Consider the following 19,122-nt stretch of genomic DNA (forward strand, 5'->3'; position numbering starts at 1 on the left):
ACGCCACCCTCCCGGACTGCCAGCGGGCTGATGACCAGCAATAAACTAAAGTACTTGATCCACGCCGCAAGCCAGGGCCTAGGCATCGCCTACATGCCCGAATTCGTGGTTTGCGGCGCCCTGGCCGACGGCAGCCTGATCTCGGTGCTGGATGACTATCAGCAAGAGCGCGGCAAGTTCTCCATTCTCTGGCCCAGCAGCCGGCACTTGCTGCCAAAATTGCGGGTCTTCGTCGACTTTCTCAGCCAGCGACTGAGGCTAGGCAACGCCCACAAGGAGTCCCGCTCATGATCGACCCTGTTCCCACCCTGCACACCGAACGCCTGCTGCTGCGCCCCCTGGAACTGGCGGACGCCGAGGCCATCCAGCAGCTTTTTCCGCAGTGGGAAGTGGTGCGCTACCTCAATGCCGTGGTGCCCTGGCCCTACCCGGCTGACGGCGCCCTGAGCTACCTGCGGGACATGGCCCTGCCGGCCATGGCCCGGGGCACAGAATGGCACTGGACAATCCGTTTGCGCAGCGAGCCTAAGCAAATGATCGGCAGCATCAGCCTGATGGACGAAGCCGACAACAACCGCGGTTTCTGGCTGGCCCCGCCCTGGCAAGGCCAGGGTTACATGAGCGAAGCCTGCACCGTGGTCGACGAGTTCTGGTTCGAAGTGCTGCAACGACCGCTGATGCGGGTGCCCAAGGCTGCGCCGAACCAGGGCTCGCGGCGCATCTCCGAGCGTGGCGGCATGCGCCTGGTGCGCTCCGAGAGCGGCGACTTCGTCGGCGGGCATTTCCCCCTGGACATCTGGGAAATCACCCGCGAGCAGTGGCGCCGCCGACGCTGAGCAACACCAGCGACTCAGATAAAACGCACCCCGGATCGGGGGCGCTGGTCCACGCTCAGTTCAAACACATCCGGACGCGCATAGTGGCCGACCACGTCGTAGTCATAGCGGGCCTTCACCAGGTCAGCCGTGTCGATCTCGGCGCTGATCAGCCCGGCGCTGCCCACCAGCGGCCCGGCCAATACATCGCCCATGGGCCCCACGATGACGCTGCCACCGGCAATCAGCGGGCGCTCTGCCGGCCAATTGGCAATCTTCAGCCCCAGCTCCTGGGGCGAGGCCTGGACCTGACAGGCGCTGACCACGAAACAACGACCTTCATGGGCGATGTGACGCATGCTCACCTGCCACATCTCGCGCTCGTCCACCGTGGGCGCGCACCAGACTTCGATGCCCTGGGCGTACATCGCGGTGCGCAGCAACGGCATCATGTTTTCCCAGCAGATCACCGCGCCGACCCGGCCCACCTGGGTGTCCAGCACCGGCAGGGTCGAGCCGTCGCCCTGGCCCCAGATCAGGCGCTCGGTGCCGGTGGGCATCAACTTGCGATGCTTGGCCACCAGCCCCTGCTGCGGATCGAAAAACAGCGCCGTGCAATACAGGGTGCTGCCACTGCGCTCGATCACCCCCAGCACCAGATGGGCTCCGGTACGGGCCGACAGCCCAGCCAGCGCCTCGGTCTCCGCACCCGGCGCATCGATGGCATTGGCAAAGTAACGGGCAAAGGCTTCGCGCCCCTCCGGCAGGCGGTAACCCAGTTGGGTACCGAAGCCTTCGCCCTTGGGATAGCCCCCCAGCAGCGCTTCGGGCATCACCACCAACTGCGCACCCGCTTCGATGATGGCGCCCTCATAGGAGAGGATCTGCTCCAGGGTGGCGGCCTTGCCTTCTGGCAAGGCACCGATTTGCAGCGCGGCGACGATGGACTTGGGCATGACATGACTCCTCGAACGATCAGGTGTTGCGCATTGTCCTGCCGCCGCTGATCATCGATAAACCCCAACCCAGTGCTTAATGATATGAACCAGATGAATATCGCCAGCGTCGACCTCAACCTGCTCAAGGCTTTTGAAGCCCTGCATGACGAGTCCAGCGCCAGCCGCGCAGCCCTGCGCCTGGGAGTGACCCAGTCGGCCATGAGTGCAGCCTTGCGCCGCTTGCGCGAGTTGTATGGCGATCAATTGTTCGTTCGCACCGGCCGCGGCCTGGCGCCGACCCTCAAGGCCAATCAATTGAAGCCGGTGGTCACTGAGGCCCTGAACAAATGTCGCCAGAGCCTGGCCATGGTTGCCCCGGACAGCGCCGATTATCAGGGACGCTCAGTGACGGTCGGCCTGTCGGATGATTTCGAGATTGCCTACGGCCGGCTCCTGATCGAGGCCGTGGCCCGCCGTGCGCCCAAGTTGCGGCTGATCTTCCGCCAGACCCACAGCCAGATCGTCGCCGAGGCGCTGTTGCAGCGCAGCGTCGACCTCGCGATCAGTGCCGGTGGCTTTGCCGAGCGCCTGCTCAGTCGGCAGGTGCTGGGGGAAGGCCACTACCTGTGTTTGGCGGACCCGGCCAGCCTGGAGCCCGGGCAACGACAGATCGACCTTGAGGAGTTCGTTCGGCGCGAACACCTGCTGGTGTCGTCACAAGGGTTTATCGGCATCACCGATGAAGGATTGGCGAATCTGGGACTCAGTCGCCAGGTCTGCGCCTCGACCACGCATTTTGCCGCGCTGCCCTTTCTGCTCAAGGGCAGCCAGGCGGTGGCGACCATTCCTGCCCATGCCGCGCGGCGCATCGCCGAGTTCACCGGCCTGCAGCTGCTGCCCTGCCCCCTGGCGCTGCCGCGCTATCCGATCGAACTGGGCTGGCGCACCAGCCCGCAGATCGACCCGCTGCTGGTGAAGGTACGTGAAGCGATTGTCGAGTGTTTCGCGGTTACTTGTTCGCCGCCATCAGCCGATTGACTTCACTGCGCACCATGTTGGAGTACTCCGGCGGCGACATGCCGTCCAGTTCCGCGCGCACCCACTCGGCCCACTTGCCCTTGCGCTTGCCGCGCTCGCCGAACAACCGTGCCGCCTCGCCCTTGGCCTTGCCCAGGTTGCTCTGCCACAAGTCGAACAGACGGGACTTCTCGTCCTCGATAGCGGCGCGTTCGGCCAGGGTCTTGTTAGCCAGATTGAAACTCATGGGAAATTCCTGCTGCGTAAAATAGGCGCCATCTTACACTGTAGGGGCTGACGGTTTTACTCAAGGGTGGCGAGCAAGGTGCAAAATGGCTGCAACTTTTGCCCCAGCGCCGGACTCCATTGCTTGTACCCGATGACTGCAGCCGCTGCCGCAGGCTGCTAGCGACTTGGGCAATACGCCTGATACCGCAGGCGTGCCCTTGCACCACCGACCACATTTCCAAGGAAAAACTTCATGGCTCGCAAATCTGCCGCGCAAGCGGAAAACGATCAAATCAAGGACCAGGCCTTCAGCGAACTGCAGGCGCTGATCGAAGAATCGGAAAAGCTGCTCAAGGGCAGCGCCAGCCTGGTGGGCGAAGAAGGTGAAAGCTTGCGCCAGCAAGTGAGCCTCAAACTCAAGCAGGCGCTGGACTCGGTGAACAACGTGCGCGAGCGCAGCAAGCCGGTGGTGGATGCCACCGAGCAATACATCGGTGGCCACCCGTGGCAGACCGTGGCCATCTCCGCCGGCGTTGGCCTGGTGGTCGGCCTGCTGCTGGGCCGGCGCTCGTAACCGCCCCGCTCGCTCCAGGGCCAGGTGCGCCAGTGGCGGCCTGGCCTTTTTTCGTTTCAGGCCTGCGCCAGCGCCCGCAGCTGCTGCAGTTGCTCCACGCCAATGGCGATTCCCTTTTGCAGCGAACGTTCGCGCTGCTGATGCCGACGATCCCCCGGTAGGCGCTTGAGTCCCACCGCGTGCATCTGCCGCACCAATTCCTGGCTGCGCTCGGCGAAGCTCTGTCCGGCGGCCTTGCTCGGGTCGATGACGATCAGCAACTGCCCGGTCCAGGGCGTCTTGGCCCCAGGATGGTTGGACCAGTCGAACTCGAAGGAGAAGTGACCTCCGGTCAGGGCCGCGGCCAGCAACTCCACCATCATCGACAGGGCCGAACCTTTGTGGCCGCCAAACGGCAGCAAGGCGCCGCCTTCGAGAATCGCCTTGGGGTCCTGGGTCGGCTGCCCCAGGCTGTCGACGCCGATGCCAAGGGGCAAGCGCTCGCCCTTGCGCGCGGCGATCTGCACATCGCCGTGGGCGATGGCACTGGTGGCCAGGTCGAAGACAATCGGCTGGCCCTGGGCCTGGGGCGCGGCGAAGGCAATCGGATTGGTGCCGAACAACGGCCGGTCGGCGCCATGAGGCACGACACAGGTCATGCTGTTGACCACGCTCAGGGCCACCAGCCCCTCTTCGGCAAAGGGCTCGACATCAGGCCAGAGTGCGGCGAAATGGTGCGAGTTACGGATCGCCAGCACCGCGATCCCGGCGTTGCGGGCCTTGCTGACCAGCAGCTCGCGAGCGGCCGCCAGGGCCGGTTGGGCAAAGCCGTTGCCAGCGTCGACCCGGACAAAGGCCGCCGCAACGTCTTCCACCACAGGCACCGCCCGACCATCGACCCAGCCACTGGCCAGGGTCGAGACATAGCCGGGGATACGAAACACACCATGACTCTGGGCACCGTCGCGCTCAGCGGCGGCGCAGTTCTCGGCCAGGCAACGGGCCACTTCGGCGCGGCAGCCATGACGCAGGAAAATCGTCTCCAGCAACTGCACCAGGGCCGGCAGAGAGAGGTATTCGCAAGGCGTTTCAACAACCAGGGACGATGCAGACATCTGAAGCTCCAGAGTAATTATTGGAGGGGGCGACAGCGTGTGACCCGGCGATTAAACAACGCTGACTGTTGGCCCTGTCAACCCGATCCCATGGCTCGCAAGGAAGGTGCCAGAGTTGCAGGCCAACAGACACGGCCGCAAGGCGTGCCCATTTGTAGACACTTTCGATACACAGCGGGTTTTCAGGGCGTGGCCGATGAAAATAAGTTCACTTTGATGCGCATTAGCCATGACGGCTGTTCTACAAGCCTTGCGCCGGAGGGTAGAATGCGGGAAATCAGGAAGAGTCAATGAGCGAACAGATCCTCTCAGAAGCCGAATACGACGCCATTACCCAAGCTGCCGCGCAATGGTGCATGCGTTTGCATGAAGCCGACTGCAGCGATGCGGAGCGTCTGGCCTTTCAGCAATGGCATGATGCCGACCCCCTGCACGCTTTCGAATACGAGGCGATGCGGGAGATATGGGAAGTGGCCGATCAACTGCCGCCCTCCACTCTGGCGCCGGCTCCGGTCAAGCCTGCCCCCCGGCGCACCTGGCAGCACTACGGTGCGGCCGCGGCCGTCGCCCTGTGCGCCCTGCCCCTGGCCGCCTACAGCGGTTGGGAACTGGGCTGGCTGCCATCGTCCTACGAACATTTCGAAGCCGGCGACAGCCTGCGCAACGTGACCCTGGCCGACGGCAGCCAGGTGGAACTGAACCTGGGCAGCAGCCTGACCTACAGCAACTACAAGGATCAGCGCCGGGTCACCCTGAAGAAGGGCGAGGCGTTCTTCAAGGTCAGCCACGACAGCAGCCATCCGTTCGTGGTCAAGGCCGCCCAAGGCCAGATCAAGGTCACCGGCACCCAGTTCAACGTGTGGATGTATGAGGATCAGGTACGGGTCACCCTGCTTCAGGGCTCGGTGCTGGTCACCAGCAATACCGCGCTGCCCGGCGAAGGTTTCCGCCTGGAACCGGGCATGCAGGCCCACTACAAGGATGGCGACTACGCGCCGCAGATCAGCCAGACCTACAGCAACGACAGTTCCCTGGCCTGGCGCAACGGCAAACTGGTGCTGGACAACCTGGCCCTCAGCGATGCCCTGCCACTGATCAATCGCTACCTGGACACCCCGGTGCAGCTGGCTGACAGCTCGACCGGCAAGATCCGCGTGGGCGGCATCTACAACACCCGGGAAATCAGGAGCCTGCTGACTTCGTTGCCCAAGGTGCTGCCGGTCTACCTGACGCGCAATCGCGACGGCAACCCGGTGATCAATTCGTTGCCCCAGTCCCCGCCAAAAAGCTGAAGGCCGCCCCGTTACGGGGGCGGCCTCGATTCCTGTCAACCTCTGACACCCACTACTTGGCCAATGGCTGCGAATCCTGGCGCGGCTCCTGGATCAGTTGCGACTGATACTGGCCATCGGCGCGGATCTGCGCCTCGGTAAAGGGCAGCACACTCCACTGATTCCGGGCAAAGGCCTCGGTCTGGTCGCGAAAGTGCGGCGACGCCGGATCGCTGGACAGGGAAAACGCCAGCAGGCCCAGGGCCCGCGGCCCCTGCTCATCGAAACTGACCACATTCAGGTAGCTGGTGCCGCTCACCACCTCGCGCTTGCCGTCGGCACCCGGCACGCTCTGGATAGCGTTGTACACCCCCAGGCTTTCCGGGCCGCCAGGCACCGGGGTCGGCCGCCCGCCCTGGCTCACCTGCTGGATATCGCCCCAGCGCACATCGGCGCCCAGCCCGGCCTGCGCCACTTGCTGCGCCGAGGCCAGCATCGCCTCACGCAGGGCCTGGGCCACTGCTGGACGGCTCATGGCCAGGCCCCGTGGCGTGTGCTGCGGGTCCTTGGGGTCGAAGGCGACACGCCAGATATCCGGACGCTGCAACAGCGGCTGCATGATGCCCTGGAAATGCACGAAGCCCAGGCCCGTCTGCAACCCGGCGCTGCGGTCCCAGGACTTGAGGCTGGCGCACAGCGCGGCCAGTCGCTGAGCGTCGGGCCCCAGGTCCTGCGCGCAGAATTGCAGCAGGTCCGGCATCACCTGACCGGCCAGGTACACCTGATCATCGGTGACCATATGCTGCAGATCGCTGACCTGGGCCTTGGGCATCCGGCTCAAGCGATCCAGGGCGAAACGCGCACGCATCTTCAGCGGCACGTCCTGCTGGCTGATCACCGGCGAAAAGCCCTGCAGCGGCGCCGCCGGATTGACCATCCAGGCCGAGTCGTTGGAGTGCTGCAGGTAATCGTTGCGCGCCAGTTGCGGCAATTGGCCAGCGGCGAAGATCCCCGGCTGAGCCGCCGCCGGGTCGATGTCCCAGGCGCAGGTGCTGCGGGAACCATCAAGGACGATGACCTGGGTGCCGACCCGTGGATCGCTGCATTGGGCGAGCTTGGCCTGGGTGACGTTGGGCACCACCGACTGGTTCATGTACAGCGCACGGCCCTGGTCATCTGCCGCCAGGGTGTTGACCCAGGGAATGCCCTGCAACTGATGCACGCTGTCTTGCAGGCCCGTCACGCTGTCGGCCTGGTTCATCGCGTACCACTGGGCCAGCACCCGGGTGTTGTCGAGGTTGGCATCACGCAGGCTGTAGGCATGTTCGCGGTCCCAGTCCAGCTCCCCCGGCCACTGCACCACCGGGCCGAAGACCGAGCTGTAGAGGGTCCGCGACTCGCTATGCAACTGACCATCCGCGCCTTTGACCTGCACCGTCACACTCTGGCGCTCCAGGGGTTGCGAGCGGCCGTCCAGCAAATAGCGGGTCGGGTCCTTGGGGTCCAATTGCAGGCGGTACAGGGTGAAATGCTTGGATGCATCCACCGTGTGGGTCCAGGCCAGGTGCTGGTTGAAACCTATATTGATCAGCGGCAGGCCGGGCAAGGCGGCCCCCATCACATCCAGCTGGCCGGGAATGGTCAGGTGCATCTGATAGAAACGCATGGCGCCGATCCAGGGGAAATGCGGGTTGGCCAGCAGCAGGCCGCGACCGTTGAACGAACGCTCGCGGCCGATGGCCACCGCATTGCTGCCACGGTCCAGGGCGAAGCCTTGCTGGCGGGCTGCCGCCAGTTGCCAGTGCCCCTCGCTCAGTGCCGCCTGGGCCGTGACGCCCGGCGGCGTGGCTCCCGCCAGGGCCTCGGCGAACTGCCCTGCGCCGCCTTCCACCAGCAGGCGCCGGGTCAGCTTCACCAGGTCCGAGGTGGCCAGCGGCCGTACCCAGTCGCCCTGGCACTGCTCGGGCAGCCCCCGAACCCGGCGCTCCGCCAACTGGCGGTTGTAGCCCTCGACATAACCCTGCATGCGCTCACGCACCGCCGGCGGCTGCGCCTGCCAAAAGCCGGCCACCGCCTGGGGCGTATTCAGCCAACTGAAAAACACGTCGCTGCTCAGGTTGTCCCGTTGCTCCAGAGTCTGACCTTCGGCACCGAAGTACCGGGCCCGCTCGGCGTTCACCGTCAGCACTTCATTGGCCATCAGGCACAGATTGTCCTGGGCATAGGCGTAACCGATGCCATAACCCAGGCCGCGCTCGTCGCTGGCACGGATATGCGGGACACCAAAGCTGGTGCGGCGAATCTCGGCGCGGGTCGGTTCGGGCTGCGCCTGTGCATGGGCACCGCAACTGAGACTTAGAAACAGGGCTGCAAGGCAAAAATGCGGTAACTGCCTGGAAATGATCACGCCGACTCCTGATGCAAAAATACAGAACCAGGACTGGTGTGCAGGAAGGGTTGGGCAACGCCGCCAGTCTGGGAATCCGGCCGCGCACGGATCAACCGACGCCTGCCTGCCCCTATGGACGAATGGCCGCCGAAAAAATTACCCCCCGGAGGTCAACACCGACCTGGCGCTGACAGGTCAGCGACTTGATACCGACAATTTTTCTACATCCCGGGCTTCATGATTTGCCGTGCTCGTTCGTCTAGTTACTAGAGCACCCATCATTCTTTTCCTGATAAGGCTCTGCTAAGGAGTTTTTGCATGTACAACCCGCAACTGCCAATGGACGGCATCACCGTGAACAACACGCCTTCCCTGAATGCCGGCGCCGGTGTCTTCGGCAAGAACGCCGAGCGCAACAGTAACGAACGGATCAAGCAGCTGCTGAAAAGCTTTGGCCTGCGCACCAGCCTGATTCGCCTGAAAGTCATCGACGCCCTGCTCACGGCAGCCCAGAGCGAGCGCTCCCTGGGTGTGCGGGGGGTCCACAGTCAACTGCTGGAGCTGGATATTCCACTGTCGTTCTTAAGCGTGCGGGAAGTCTTGAAGCGCCTGTGCAGCGAGGGCGTGCTGACCCTCAACGCCGACAAGAGCTACAGCCTGCATCAGCAGGCTGCGGCAGTGCTCGACGGTCTCTCCTGAGACGGTCGAGCCACGGCTCAGGGCTTGACCTTGCGGCGCATCACGCCATTGATCACCACCACGACCACCGCCACGCCAATGGCGATGTACTGGAACAGTTTTTCACTGATGACGCCGTGGTTCTGCAGGTAGGAAAGGCCAAGCATGATCCCCAGTACCACCAGGGAAATCAGGATCGAGTATTTCAAGCGTTGTGACTGGGTCATTGCGGGGTCCTGAAGCTGAAAATGTATCCGCCGTGTATCAAGAACGATGCCAAGCACCTACCCGGATTCGGGGATGCGCCGGGGAAATCGGGGTCACATGGTACAGGCGCGAAAGAGATTTTTCTCCTTCATCGTCCTGTCGAGTTCCCTGTGCCCTTTGAGGATTGAGAAATGTTCCGTCGAATCACACTGCTGATTCCCCTGCTGGCGATCCTGACCCTGTCAGGCTGCATCATCATGCCCCGCGATGGCGGGCATCACCGTTACTACGACGGCGGCCCGGGCTACTACCACCGCTGAGTCATTCGGCCAGTCCATCGGCCCCGCTGAATCTGCCACTCCCCCAACCAACGCCCGCCCCGCTGCGGGCGTTCTGCTCTTTGTGACAAACCTTCAGGGTCGCGAGGTGCCATTGCCAGGGCGGGCGAACAGTTCCAGCAACCAGTCGACGAAGACCCGCACCCGGGTGGACAGATGACGCTGAGGCGGATACATCGCGGTCAGCGGCAGCGACGGCACCGGAAAATCCTCCAGGACCTCGCGCAAGACCCCGGCCCGCAACTGTCGGGCAACGTTGTAATACGGCGTCTGCACCAGTCCGTAACCGGCTTCGCAGGCCGCCAGGTAGCCGTCGGCGCTGTTGACCGCCACCTGCTTGGGCAACTCCATCGGGCGCAACTGGCCATCGATGTAGAACTCCAGGCCATAACGCTTGCCGCTGACACTGGAGAAATACTCCACCATCCGATGCCCTTGCAGGTCGGCCAGCGACTGGGGCGTTCCCTGTTGCTGCAGGTAGCCCGGGCTGGCGCACGTCACTTGCTGCAACTGCACCAGCGACCGGGCCACCAGGCTGTCATCCAGGGTCGGGCCGCCCCGCAAGGCGCAATCCACGCCCTCCCGGATCAGGTCCACGGGGCGGTCATTGAGGCCGATCTCCAGTTCGATCAGCGGGTAGCGGGCGGAAAACTCCGGTAACGCGGGAATCACGATCAGCCGACCGATGCCCACCGGCATATCGATGCGCAAGAGCCCCCGGGGGTTGTGCCGGGTCACCGAAAATGCCGCTTCGGCCTCCTCCAGGTCCGCCAGCAGGCGCACGCAGCGCTGGTAATAGGCGGCGCCGTCCAGGGTCGGGCTCACCTGACGGGTAGTGCGGTGCAGAAGCTGCACGCCCAGGTGAGCTTCCAGTTGCTTGATCAGGATGGTGACCGAGGCCGCCGGCATGTGCAGATCCTCGGCGGCCCTGGCAAAGCCGCCCAGCTCGACAATTCGGGTGAAGACACGCATGGCGTTGAAACGGTCCATGAAACAGGCTCACGATTATTTAGATAATGATAATAGTGATAGCACTTTTAGCCTGTTTATACAGCTTTTGTCGAGTAGCACACTGAGCGCTCTTTCCCCCTCATCGGAGTATTGAGCGATGCACACTCGACAACTGGGCCATCAGGGTCCGCAGGTTTCTGCCATTGGCCTGGGCTGCATGGGCATGAGCGATTTCTACACCACCGGCAACGACCCCAAGGAGGCCATTGCCACCCTGCACCGCGCCCTGGAACTGGGGATCAACCTGCTGGACACCGCCGATATGTACGGCCCCCACAGCAACGAGGAACTGATCGGCCAGGCGATTCGCGGCAAGCGCCAGCAAGTGTTCCTGGCCAGCAAGTTCGGCATCGTCCGCGATCCGGGCGATGCGCAGGCTCGCGGCGTCAACGGCCGCCCCGAATACGTGCGCGCATCCATCGACGGCAGCCTACGGCGCCTGGGCGTGGAAACCCTGGACCTGTATTACTTGCATCGGGTCGACCCGGACGTGGCCATCGAAGAAACCGTCGGCGCCATGGCGGAGCTGGTCCAGGCCGGCAAGGTGCGCTACTTGGGCCTGAGCGAAGCGTCGGCAAGTACCCTGGAGCGCGCCCACAAAGTGCACCCCATCAGCGCCCTGCAAAGTGAATACTCGCTGTGGAGCCGGGATCAGGAAGACAACGGCTGCCTGGCCGCCTGCCAGCGCCTGGGGATCGCCTTTGTCCCCTACAGCCCGCTGGGTCGCGGCTTTCTGACCGGCGCCCTGAAAAGTCCTGATGACTTTGCCGCCGACGATTTCCGGCGTTCCAACCCGCGTTTCCAAGGCGAGAATTTCCAGCGCAACCTGCAACTGGTGAAGCAGGTGCAGCAACTGGCGGCGGACAAACAGGTCAGCGCCGGGCAACTGGCCCTGGCCTGGGTGCTGGCACAGGGCGACTACCTGATCCCGATTCCCGGAACCAAGCAACGGCGCTATCTGGAGGAAAACGTGGCAGCGCTGCAGATCCGCCTGAGTGCCGCGGAGCTGGCTTCGCTGGAGGGCATTTTCAGCCCGCAGGCCACCGCAGGTCCCCGGTACACCGAGGAGGTGATGGCGCTGCTGAATCGCTGACGCAAGGAACGCGGCGCGGGCTCGGCAAGAGCGCGCGCCGCGGCTGGATCAGGCTTTGGCGGAGACGTTCTTGTCGGTCACCGTAGTGCCGTTGCCCTTGCCATAGTTCTGCAGGCTCTGCAGGACGTAGATGGCCTTCTTGTACTCGGGAACCAGGTAGTTGGCGTACTTGTTGCCCTTGATGTTGTTGTTCTGGATGTCATCGAGCTTCATCGCGAAGTATTCCAGGGCATTGAACGGCTCATCCGGGTTCTTCGGAATGCCGAAACGGTCGAACTTGTCGCCGGCGTTGATCAGGTTCAACGCGGTGATGTCGGAAATCAGGCCGTTGTTCTTGAGGAAGGTACTCATGCCACCCAGGGACTTGGTGGTCACGTTGGTCGGATCGAAACCCTTGATCTGCTTGTGAAGCTTCAACTGGTCCATCTTGCGGATATCCAGCACGGTGGGGTTGCTTCCCACCAGGCTCAACATCTGCCGTACCTTGGCACTTTGCGAGACCGGCTTGGAGGAACCGCTGCCACCGCCGTCCTGCACCAACAGACCCGCCTTGCTGGTCCAGCCTCCAACGTATCCGATTGCCATGCTGACACTCCTGTAGTCCGGCTTGCCAATCCTCCTGTTCAGCCTGGCTCAGAGAGGACCGGAAAAGTCTTACCTGGCGTCTGAAACTGGGTGCAAGCCGTGTTGAATCATCTGAATGGGCGCAAGTATCAACGCCAGGACGACCTCCCAACAACGCTTTATTTCCACAAATTACAATTTCTGTACAAACTCGACACAATTAGCCAGAAGGCCCGATTTAAGCGGCGCCGGCTGTTTTCAGCATCCGCAAACCCTGATCTTTTCCTGCTCGCAATCGAACCGTTCAGCGTCTGTCTGACCCTCCTCTATGTCACCTGCGACACTTTTTCAACGACATCGAAGTTTTTTGGACGATCGTACTAAAGAGCAGAAAAACCGCGCCGACATCCTGAGGATGCCCCGACAAGGCTCCCCCCTCTCCAAATAATAAAAAACGCTCGGTAAGGACAGGTCCCATGCCCGCTTTGCGCACGATTCAAGCCCGCTACACGCTCTTTCTGGTCCTGTTCATTGTCCTGATGCTGGTACTCACAGTCGTGGGCATCAGCCAAATGGTGGCGCCCAAGCTGCGCCACACCGAGGAACAGGTGGTCCTCAATCGCATCGCCGAAGTGGCGCAGCGCATTCAGGGCGAGTTGAACAAGGTCCAGGCCCAGCAACGCAGCATCACCCAGACCGTGCCCCTGCTCGACAGCGACAGCATCGACAAGGTCCTGCCCGGCCTGGTGGACCAGTACGGCGAGCAGAAGGTCTTCGGCGGCGGGATCTGGCCCCTGCCCGGCCAGCGCACCCCGGGGCGCAACAAGCACAGCACCTTCTGGCACCGTGATGCGTCTGGCAAGCTGGTGGTCAACACCTTCTGGAACAGCGACCCGGCCCCCAACTACTACGACCAGTCCTGGTACAAAGGCGGCCTGCAGAGCGCTCCCGGCCAGTGCGCCTGGGCCGCGGCCTACAAGGACGACGCCAGCGCCGAGCCACGCACCAACTGCGCCATGGCCATCCGCCGCGACGGCCAACCCTGGGGCGTGGCCACCATCGACGTCACCCTGGGTTTCTTCAACGACTTGGTGGCCCGCCAGGAGAAAGCGCTCGACGCCCAGATGCTGATCGTCGAGGCCGACGGCAAGGTCATCAGCAACAGCTCGCGGATCAATGGCCCGATCGTGCTGAAGAACATCCGGGAACTGGCCGCCGGCTCGCCCTTCGCGGCCCAGGTGCAGAGCGCCTTGGAACGTCGCGACAACAGCGCCCAACGTATCGAGTTCGATAACGCCGGGGTGCCCAGCACCTTCTTTATGCGCGCCATCGAAGGCACCCCGTGGTTCCTCGCCAGCGCCCTGCCCACCCACCTGATCACCGCCCAGCGCGACGATGTGCTGAGCACCCTGAGCCTGTTGCAGATCCCCATGGTGATCCTGCTGGTGCTGCTGCAGGTCTATGCGATCCGCCAACTGGTGCGGCGGATGAAGATCCTCAAGGGCAATATCGATGCCCTGGCCACCGGTGACGCCGACCTGACCCGGCGCATCGTGATCCGCGCCGAGGACGAACTGGGGGCCATCGGGCACTCGGTCAACCACTTCATCCAGTACCTGCAGAACATGATCGGCGAAGTCACCCAGGCCACCGAAGCCATGGCCGGCAGCCTGGCGCAGTTGCAGCAGACCTCGGCCCACAGCCAGCAGATCCTGATGCGCCACGCCTCGGAAACCGACCAGACCGTGACCGCCATCACCGAAATGAGCAGCACGGCCGAGAGCGTCGCGGCCAACGCCGCCCAGACCGCGGACTTCACCCGGCGCGCCAACGAGCATGCCGAACACTCGCGGGTGGTGGTGGGCGAAGCCTCCGGCAGCGTGATTGCGCTGATCGACGAAGTGGCCGATGCCACCCACAAGGTCGAGGCCATGCAAGCCGACGCCCAGCGCATCACCGAGATCCTCGGGGTAATCGGCGCGATCGCCGGGCAGACCAACCTGCTGGCCCTCAACGCCGCCATCGAGGCGGCCCGGGCTGGGGAGCAGGGACGCGGCTTTGCCGTGGTCGCCGATGAGGTCCGGGCCCTGGCCGCGCGGACCCAGGACAGCACCTCGCAAATCAACGAAATGCTCAGCCGCCTGACCCAGGGCGTGAGCTCCTCGGTCAGCGCCATGGAAAACACCCAGGCCAGTTGCCAGTCCGCGGCGGACGCCACGGCCCGGGTCAACAGCGGCCTGGATGAAATGGCCGACTCGGTGAACCAGATCAACAGCCTGAGCACCCAGATCGCCACCGCCGCCGAGCAGCAGAGCGCGGTGACCGAGGAGATCAACCGCAGCATGGTCAGCATCCGACACATGGTCGAGGAGCTGGTGGAGAGTGCCCGAGCCGGTGAAAGCAATACCCAGAGCCTGCTGCAGGCCAATGCCCAGGTCAGCCACCTGATGAGCCGCTTCAAAGTCCGCTGAACGGTCTGCCGCCGCCGCTGGCACCCCCAGGCGGCGGGACTATATTGGAGGCTCCGGTCACAAGGAAGTGGGGTGCATCATGGGTCAGCGCCAATCACATCTGCTGCAAGAGCGGCTCAGCCACGAGCTGTATATCCAGGCCGATATCGACACTGTCTATTACTACGTGACCCAGCCGGACCGCTGGCCGGAGTGGCAGCCCTCCTGCCTGCGGGCCGACACCGGCTTTTGTGGCTCGCTGCCGGCGGGTCACCGCTTCAGCGAAGTCATGAATCTGCTCGGAGTACAGATCCCCATGAGCTATCGCGTGCTGAACGCGGTATTTCCCAAGGAGTTCAAGGCCGTCTTCAGCTCCGCGGCGCTGGACGGCACTGTCCATTACCAACTGAACAAGCAGAGCGACGGCACGCTGTTGCGGCACACGCTGGACTACTGCACCGACCTGCAACTGAGCGGCCTGCGGGCGCGCATGGAACAGCTGTCGACCCAGGCCCTGGGCAATCTCAAGCAACGCCTGGAGCATCCGGGCGACTGACAAATCTGTAATGCCCGCCTCAGTTTCCTGACAGCCAGCGCTGATTAGAGTCCCCTCCAATCCGCTGACCGACTGGAAGCCCGCCATGCCGTTCCCCCCATCAAGACACAGCCCGTCCCGACGCACCTTCGTCAAGGCCCTGGCGGCCGGAGGCGTTCTCGCCGGTCTGGGGCTGTGGCGCAATCCGGTCTGGGCCATCAGCAGTCCGGGTCAGCCCGAGGTCGCGGCAGGCACCGATTTCGACCTGTCCATTGGCCAGTTGCCGGTGAACTTCAGCGGCCAGCCGCGCCAGGCCATGACGGTCAACGGCAGCCTGCCCGGCCCCCTGCTGCGCTGGCGCGAGGGCGACCGGGTCACCCTGCGGGTGCGCAACCAGCTGCACCAGATGACGTCGATCCACTGGCACGGGATCATCCTGCCCGCCGACATGGACGGCGTACCCGGCCTGAGCTTCGAAGGCATCGAGCCCGGCGGTCTGTACCGCTATTCATTCCCGGTCAAGCAGCATGGCACCTACTGGTACCACAGCCATTCCGGGCTCCAGGAACAACTGGGGGTGTACGGGGCACTGGTGATCGACGCCCGGGAGCCGGAGCCCTTCACGTACGACCGCGACTACGTGGTGCTGCTGTCGGACTGGAGCGACGAGGCGCCGGAACAGATCCTGCGCACCCTGAAAAAGCAGTCCGACTACTACAACCGGCACAAACGCACCCTCGCTGACTTCATCGAAGACGTCGGCCGCGACGGCTGGGCCGCCACTGTGGCCGAGCGCACAATGTGGGCGCAGATGAACATGACCCCCACCGACCTTGCCGACGTCAGCGGCGCCACCTACACCTACCTGCTCAACGGCCAGGCACCGGACAACCACTGGACCGGACTGTTCCGCCCCGGCGAACGCCTGCGCCTGCGGCTGATCAATGCCTCGGCCATGACCTACTTCGACCTGCGCATTCCCGGCGTGAAAATGACCGTGGTGGCCGCCGATGGCCAGCACGTGGAGCCGGTATCGGTGGATGAGCTGCGGATCGCCGTGGCAGAAACCTTCGACGTGCTGGTGCAGCCCAGCGCCGGTGCCCATAGTCTGTTCGCTCAGGCCATGGACCGCAGCGGCTACGCGCTGGGTTCACTGAGCAGCGTCCCCGGCCTCAAGGCCCGTGCGCCGGCCCTGGCCCCCCGGCCGCTGCTGACCCTGGAGGACATGGGCATGGCCCCGATGCCCGGCAGGGATCAGGCGGCGATGCCGGGCATGCTGCACAAGTCGATGGCCATGCCCGGCATGGACCACAGCGCGATGAGCAGCCAGATCCCCCATCCAGCCTCGGAAACCGCCAACCCGCTGGTGGACATGCAAGCCATGAATCCCCAGCCACGCCTGGACGACCCTGGCCTCGGCCTGCGCCACAACGGCCGTCGAGTGCTGACCTACGCCGATCTGAAAAGCACCTTCGCCGACCCCGACGGCCGCGAACCGAGCCGTACCCTGACCCTGCACCTGACCGGCCATATGGAAAAGTTCGCCTGGTCTTTCGACGGCATCGCCTTTGCCGAGGCCGAGCCCCTGCGCCTGGAGTATGGCGAGCGGGTGCGGATTGAACTGGTGAACGACAGCATGATGAGCCACCCCATCCACCTGCATGGCATGTGGAGCGACCTTGAGGACGAACACGGCCGTTTCCAGGTGCGCAAGCACACCATCGACATGCCGCCGGGCACCCGCCGCTGCTACCGGGTCACGGCCGATGCCCTGGGGCGCTGGGCCTACCACTGCCATCTGCTGTACCACATGGAGAGCGGCATGTTCCGCGAAGTCCGGGTCGAAGAACGGGAGGTGCCCCATGCCGATTGAGACGCCCCTGCTGCCACTGCTGCCGGGCGAGCTGAGCGGTCTCGGCCTGGGCATCGTCCTGCTGGCCTGGCCCGGTACCCCGGCCCATGGTCAGTCCATGCCCGGCATGGACCACGACACCCGGGCACCACAACAGATGCCCGGACACGACATGCGCGGCATGGATCACTCAGCGATGCCGGGCCTGCAAGTCGCAGCCCCCTTGCAAAGCCGTACACCGATTGCGCCGTTGACCGATGCCGATCGCCGGACGGTCTACCCAAGCGCGGCCGGTCACGTCCTCCACGGCAAGTCGCTGAACAGTTTTTTCCTGGTGGAGCGGCTCGAATGGCAGGACGCCGAGCGCGGCACGAGCCTGGGCTGGGAGGTCAATGGCTGGATAGGTGGCGACCGTGACCGGCTGTGGCTGCGCAGCGAGGGTGAACGCACCCGGGGCGTCACTGAGCATGCCGAGCTGCAAGCCCTCTGGGGCCACGCCATCAGCCCCTGGTGGGATCTGGTCAGCGGCCTGCGTCAGGACTTCAAGCCCGGCACGGCCCAGACCTGGGCAGCCCTGGGCCTGCAAGGCATGGCGCTGTACAACGTCGAAAGCCAGGTCACCGCCTATCTTGGAGAAGGCGGCCAGAGCGCCTTGCGGGTCGAGGCCGACTACGACCTGCTGCTGACCCAGCGCCTGATCCTGCAGCCGTCGGCGCAACTCAACCTGTACGGCCGCAACGATCCGCAACGGGGCCAAGGCGCCGGCCTGGCCGAAAGCGAAATCGGCCTGCGGCTGCGCTATGAACTGCGCCGGGAATTCGCACCTTATATAGGTGTGACCTGGAACCGCAGCCATGGGCGGACCGCCGACTACGCCCGCAACGACGGCGAACCGGACAACGGCGCTCGCCTGGTGCTGGGGCTGCGAATGTGGTTCTAGAACCCTTGCTCCGCGCCCGGGGCTTGGTATCAACTTGAAACAAAAGCCGCCGGCAGCTGGCAAAAAAAGCCGCAAAATGCACCACCCCCAGCGTGTCCCCACAAGGGCCGGCCCTGCCAGCGCCCCTTATTCAACAGCGACAACGAGACTTTCGATGAAAACTTCACTGCGTCTAGCGGCCCTGTCCGCCCTGCTGATCGGCTCCCTGGCTCAGGCGGGCGAACTGATCCCCATCGACGTGCACCGCGACGCCAACTGCGGCTGCTGCAAAAAGTGGATCGAGCACCTGCAGGACAACGGTTTTGCCGTCACCGACCACGTGGAAAGCAACATGAGCGCGGTCAAACAGCGCTTGGGCGTGGCTCCGCGCCTGGGCTCCTGTCACACCGCGGTGATCGACGGCAAGTTCGTCGAAGGCCACGTGCCTGCTGAACAGGTCCTGGCCTTGCGCAAGCGCGACGACCTGCTGGGCATCGCCGCCCCGGGCATGCCCATGGGCTCCCCCGGCATGGAAATGGACGGCATGGGCGCCGACGCCTTCCAAGTCATCGGCCTGACCCGTGACGGCCAGGATGTCGTGGTAGCGGACTACCCGGCCCGTTGATCGCCAGCGCCTACCTCGGCCTGTTTCTCGCCGCCTTCGCCGCCGCCACCCTGCTGCCCCTGCAGTCGGAAGCGCTGCTGGTGGGCCTGCTGCACAACAGCCAACTGACGGTACTCGGGCTCTGGCTGGTGGCGACCCTGGGCAACGTCCTGGGCTCCCTGGTCAACTGGTGGCTGGGGCAGCGCCTTGACACCTACAAGGAGCGTCGCTGGTTTCCCGTCAGTCCGAAGCACCTGGAGCGGGCCCGGGTGCACTACCAGCGTTACGGCCACTGGACGCTGCTGCTGAGCTGGATGCCGGTGATCGGCGATCCGCTGACCCTGGTGGCAGGCGTCATGGGCGAACCCCTCAAGCGTTTCCTGCTGATCGTCAGCCTGGCCAAGGGCGCCCGCTACGCCGTGCTGGTGTGGCTGACCCTGGGCTGGCTCGGCTGAGCCGCAACCTCGGCCTCGGCCAGGAGACTTCAGCGAGCAGGACGCCGGCCACATGATCAGCCGCTGCAGCCTGTTGGGTACCGAGTCACC

Annotated in this window: 21 protein-coding genes; 14 read left to right on the forward strand and 7 right to left on the reverse strand. The window is 64.1% G+C overall.

Annotated elements, in window-relative coordinates:
* Positions 1 to 30: 30 nt before the first annotated feature.
* Both WIN67_RS16225 and WIN67_RS16230 read left to right on the forward strand, forming a co-directional pair.
* On the forward strand, positions 31 to 291 hold the full coding sequence (locus WIN67_RS16225) for a LysR substrate-binding domain-containing protein (protein WP_339069259.1): 261 nt from the start codon (positions 31 to 33) through the stop codon (positions 289 to 291).
* Positions 288 to 836, forward strand: coding sequence for a GNAT family N-acetyltransferase (locus WIN67_RS16230; RefSeq protein ID WP_422394616.1), 549 nt, complete (start codon positions 288 to 290; stop codon positions 834 to 836). The genes WIN67_RS16225 and WIN67_RS16230 overlap by 4 nt, the downstream gene beginning before the upstream one ends.
* A 14-nt stretch (positions 837 to 850) precedes the next feature.
* On the opposite strand, the gene WIN67_RS16235 is transcribed toward WIN67_RS16230, so the two are convergent.
* On the reverse strand, positions 851 to 1,771 hold the full coding sequence (locus tag WIN67_RS16235; RefSeq protein ID WP_339069261.1) for a carbon-nitrogen hydrolase family protein: 921 nt from the start codon (positions 1,769 to 1,771) through the stop codon (positions 851 to 853).
* An 84-nt stretch (positions 1,772 to 1,855) separates the two neighbouring features.
* On the opposite strand from WIN67_RS16235, the gene WIN67_RS16240 reads away from it, so the two are divergent.
* On the forward strand, positions 1,856 to 2,791 hold the full coding sequence (locus WIN67_RS16240; protein WP_339069263.1) for a LysR family transcriptional regulator: 936 nt from the start codon (positions 1,856 to 1,858) through the stop codon (positions 2,789 to 2,791).
* Here the strand turns inward: WIN67_RS16240 and WIN67_RS16245 are convergent.
* Positions 2,763 to 3,017 (reverse strand): hypothetical protein, encoded by a 255-nt coding sequence (locus WIN67_RS16245; RefSeq protein ID WP_011061196.1) that lies wholly within the window; start codon positions 3,015 to 3,017, stop codon positions 2,763 to 2,765. The two genes, WIN67_RS16240 and WIN67_RS16245, sit on opposite strands and share 29 nt — an antisense overlap.
* 234 nt (positions 3,018 to 3,251) lie before the next feature.
* Here WIN67_RS16245 and WIN67_RS16250 point away from each other — a divergent pair, with 234 nt between their 5' ends.
* The gene (locus WIN67_RS16250; RefSeq protein WP_102863467.1) at positions 3,252 to 3,572 is read left to right on the forward strand and encodes a DUF883 family protein; all 321 of its coding nucleotides are present in this window, start codon (positions 3,252 to 3,254) and stop codon (positions 3,570 to 3,572) included.
* Positions 3,573 to 3,628: 56 nt separating this feature from the next.
* On the opposite strand, the gene WIN67_RS16255 is transcribed toward WIN67_RS16250, so the two are convergent.
* Entirely contained in the window at positions 3,629 to 4,666 is a 1,038-nt protein-coding gene (locus WIN67_RS16255; protein WP_123390681.1) for an Ldh family oxidoreductase, read from the reverse strand.
* Between the two features lie 290 nt (positions 4,667 to 4,956).
* On the opposite strand from WIN67_RS16255, the gene WIN67_RS16260 reads away from it, so the two are divergent.
* Positions 4,957 to 5,958: a FecR family protein gene (locus tag WIN67_RS16260; RefSeq protein ID WP_102863465.1), complete on the forward strand. Its 1,002-nt coding sequence runs from the start codon at positions 4,957 to 4,959 to the stop codon at positions 5,956 to 5,958.
* Between the two features lie 52 nt (positions 5,959 to 6,010).
* Here WIN67_RS16260 and WIN67_RS16265 read toward each other — a convergent pair whose 3' ends face one another.
* Positions 6,011 to 8,344, reverse strand: a complete 2,334-nt coding sequence (locus WIN67_RS16265) for an acylase (protein WP_339069267.1) — start codon at positions 8,342 to 8,344, stop codon at positions 6,011 to 6,013.
* Positions 8,345 to 8,644: 300 nt separating this feature from the next.
* Here WIN67_RS16265 and WIN67_RS16270 point away from each other — a divergent pair, with 300 nt between their 5' ends.
* A complete protein-coding gene (locus WIN67_RS16270; protein WP_102863463.1) occupies positions 8,645 to 9,025 on the forward strand; it encodes a fe2+ zn2+ uptake regulation protein in 381 nt (126 codons plus the stop codon).
* Between the two features lie 17 nt (positions 9,026 to 9,042).
* On the opposite strand, the gene WIN67_RS16275 is transcribed toward WIN67_RS16270, so the two are convergent.
* The gene (locus WIN67_RS16275) at positions 9,043 to 9,231 is read right to left on the reverse strand and encodes a hypothetical protein (RefSeq protein ID WP_042941707.1); all 189 of its coding nucleotides are present in this window, start codon (positions 9,229 to 9,231) and stop codon (positions 9,043 to 9,045) included.
* Between the two features lie 171 nt (positions 9,232 to 9,402).
* Here WIN67_RS16275 and WIN67_RS16280 point away from each other — a divergent pair, with 171 nt between their 5' ends.
* A complete protein-coding gene (locus WIN67_RS16280; protein WP_256596732.1) occupies positions 9,403 to 9,531 on the forward strand; it encodes a hypothetical protein in 129 nt (42 codons plus the stop codon).
* 93 nt (positions 9,532 to 9,624) lie between these two features.
* Here WIN67_RS16280 and WIN67_RS16285 read toward each other — a convergent pair whose 3' ends face one another.
* Positions 9,625 to 10,539, reverse strand: coding sequence for a LysR family transcriptional regulator (locus tag WIN67_RS16285; protein WP_339069271.1), 915 nt, complete (start codon positions 10,537 to 10,539; stop codon positions 9,625 to 9,627).
* 118 nt (positions 10,540 to 10,657) lie between these two features.
* Between WIN67_RS16285 and WIN67_RS16290 the strand changes: the two genes are divergently transcribed.
* Positions 10,658 to 11,653, forward strand: a complete 996-nt coding sequence (locus WIN67_RS16290; protein WP_123390676.1) for an aldo/keto reductase — start codon at positions 10,658 to 10,660, stop codon at positions 11,651 to 11,653.
* Between the two features lie 48 nt (positions 11,654 to 11,701).
* On the opposite strand, the gene WIN67_RS16295 is transcribed toward WIN67_RS16290, so the two are convergent.
* Positions 11,702 to 12,238 carry a hypothetical protein gene (locus WIN67_RS16295; RefSeq protein ID WP_102863460.1) on the reverse strand — a complete coding sequence of 179 codons (537 nt, stop codon included), beginning with the start codon at positions 12,236 to 12,238 and terminating at the stop codon, positions 11,702 to 11,704.
* Positions 12,239 to 12,693: 455 nt separating this feature from the next.
* Between WIN67_RS16295 and WIN67_RS16300 the strand changes: the two genes are divergently transcribed.
* From WIN67_RS16300 to WIN67_RS16325, 6 genes are all read left to right on the forward strand, one after another.
* Complete coding sequence (locus tag WIN67_RS16300; RefSeq protein ID WP_339069275.1) at positions 12,694 to 14,688, forward strand: methyl-accepting chemotaxis protein; 1,995 nt, start codon at positions 12,694 to 12,696, stop codon at positions 14,686 to 14,688.
* A gap of 79 nt (positions 14,689 to 14,767) precedes the next feature.
* A complete protein-coding gene (locus WIN67_RS16305) occupies positions 14,768 to 15,223 on the forward strand; it encodes an SRPBCC family protein (RefSeq protein WP_102879210.1) in 456 nt (151 codons plus the stop codon).
* Between the two features lie 85 nt (positions 15,224 to 15,308).
* On the forward strand, positions 15,309 to 17,075 hold the full coding sequence (locus tag WIN67_RS16310; RefSeq protein WP_339069277.1) for a copper resistance system multicopper oxidase: 1,767 nt from the start codon (positions 15,309 to 15,311) through the stop codon (positions 17,073 to 17,075).
* On the forward strand, positions 17,065 to 17,994 hold the full coding sequence (locus tag WIN67_RS16315; protein ID WP_422394617.1) for a copper resistance protein B: 930 nt from the start codon (positions 17,065 to 17,067) through the stop codon (positions 17,992 to 17,994). Before WIN67_RS16310 ends, WIN67_RS16315 begins: the two co-directional genes overlap by 11 nt.
* 154 nt (positions 17,995 to 18,148) lie before the next feature.
* A complete protein-coding gene (locus WIN67_RS16320; protein ID WP_102879207.1) occupies positions 18,149 to 18,598 on the forward strand; it encodes a DUF411 domain-containing protein in 450 nt (149 codons plus the stop codon).
* Positions 18,595 to 19,032 carry a YqaA family protein gene (locus tag WIN67_RS16325; RefSeq protein WP_102863454.1) on the forward strand — a complete coding sequence of 146 codons (438 nt, stop codon included), beginning with the start codon at positions 18,595 to 18,597 and terminating at the stop codon, positions 19,030 to 19,032. The genes WIN67_RS16320 and WIN67_RS16325 overlap by 4 nt, the downstream gene beginning before the upstream one ends.
* Positions 19,033 to 19,122 lie beyond the last annotated feature (90 nt).

It is taken from the genome of Pseudomonas idahonensis (assembly GCF_037903935.1).
Taxonomy (GTDB): domain Bacteria; phylum Pseudomonadota; class Gammaproteobacteria; order Pseudomonadales; family Pseudomonadaceae; genus Aquipseudomonas; species Aquipseudomonas danubii.

What these genes read in the sequence shown, in the direction of transcription:
- WIN67_RS16270 (WP_102863463.1), top strand. Translation starts at nt 8,645, where the DNA reads ATGTACAACCCGCAACTGCCAATGGACGGCATCACCGTGAACAACACG.
- WIN67_RS16240 (WP_339069263.1), top strand. Translation starts at nt 1,856, where the DNA reads ATGAACCAGATGAATATCGCCAGCGTCGACCTCAACCTGCTCAAGGCT.
- WIN67_RS16310 (WP_339069277.1), top strand. Translation starts at nt 15,309, where the DNA reads ATGCCGTTCCCCCCATCAAGACACAGCCCGTCCCGACGCACCTTCGTC.
- WIN67_RS16275 (WP_042941707.1), bottom strand. Translation starts at nt 9,231, where the DNA reads ATGACCCAGTCACAACGCTTGAAATACTCGATCCTGATTTCCCTGGTG.
- WIN67_RS16320 (WP_102879207.1), top strand. Translation starts at nt 18,149, where the DNA reads ATGAAAACTTCACTGCGTCTAGCGGCCCTGTCCGCCCTGCTGATCGGC.
- WIN67_RS16300 (WP_339069275.1), top strand. Translation starts at nt 12,694, where the DNA reads ATGCCCGCTTTGCGCACGATTCAAGCCCGCTACACGCTCTTTCTGGTC.
- WIN67_RS16260 (WP_102863465.1), top strand. Translation starts at nt 4,957, where the DNA reads ATGAGCGAACAGATCCTCTCAGAAGCCGAATACGACGCCATTACCCAA.
- WIN67_RS16285 (WP_339069271.1), bottom strand. Translation starts at nt 10,539, where the DNA reads ATGGACCGTTTCAACGCCATGCGTGTCTTCACCCGAATTGTCGAGCTG.
- WIN67_RS16250 (WP_102863467.1), top strand. Translation starts at nt 3,252, where the DNA reads ATGGCTCGCAAATCTGCCGCGCAAGCGGAAAACGATCAAATCAAGGAC.
- WIN67_RS16315 (WP_422394617.1), top strand. Translation starts at nt 17,065, where the DNA reads ATGCCGATTGAGACGCCCCTGCTGCCACTGCTGCCGGGCGAGCTGAGC.
- WIN67_RS16235 (WP_339069261.1), bottom strand. Translation starts at nt 1,771, where the DNA reads ATGCCCAAGTCCATCGTCGCCGCGCTGCAAATCGGTGCCTTGCCAGAA.
- WIN67_RS16290 (WP_123390676.1), top strand. Translation starts at nt 10,658, where the DNA reads ATGCACACTCGACAACTGGGCCATCAGGGTCCGCAGGTTTCTGCCATT.
- WIN67_RS16245 (WP_011061196.1), bottom strand. Translation starts at nt 3,017, where the DNA reads ATGAGTTTCAATCTGGCTAACAAGACCCTGGCCGAACGCGCCGCTATC.
- WIN67_RS16295 (WP_102863460.1), bottom strand. Translation starts at nt 12,238, where the DNA reads ATGGCAATCGGATACGTTGGAGGCTGGACCAGCAAGGCGGGTCTGTTG.
- WIN67_RS16280 (WP_256596732.1), top strand. Translation starts at nt 9,403, where the DNA reads ATGTTCCGTCGAATCACACTGCTGATTCCCCTGCTGGCGATCCTGACC.
- WIN67_RS16305 (WP_102879210.1), top strand. Translation starts at nt 14,768, where the DNA reads ATGGGTCAGCGCCAATCACATCTGCTGCAAGAGCGGCTCAGCCACGAG.
- WIN67_RS16225 (WP_339069259.1), top strand. Translation starts at nt 31, where the DNA reads ATGACCAGCAATAAACTAAAGTACTTGATCCACGCCGCAAGCCAGGGC.
- WIN67_RS16255 (WP_123390681.1), bottom strand. Translation starts at nt 4,666, where the DNA reads ATGTCTGCATCGTCCCTGGTTGTTGAAACGCCTTGCGAATACCTCTCT.
- WIN67_RS16230 (WP_422394616.1), top strand. Translation starts at nt 288, where the DNA reads ATGATCGACCCTGTTCCCACCCTGCACACCGAACGCCTGCTGCTGCGC.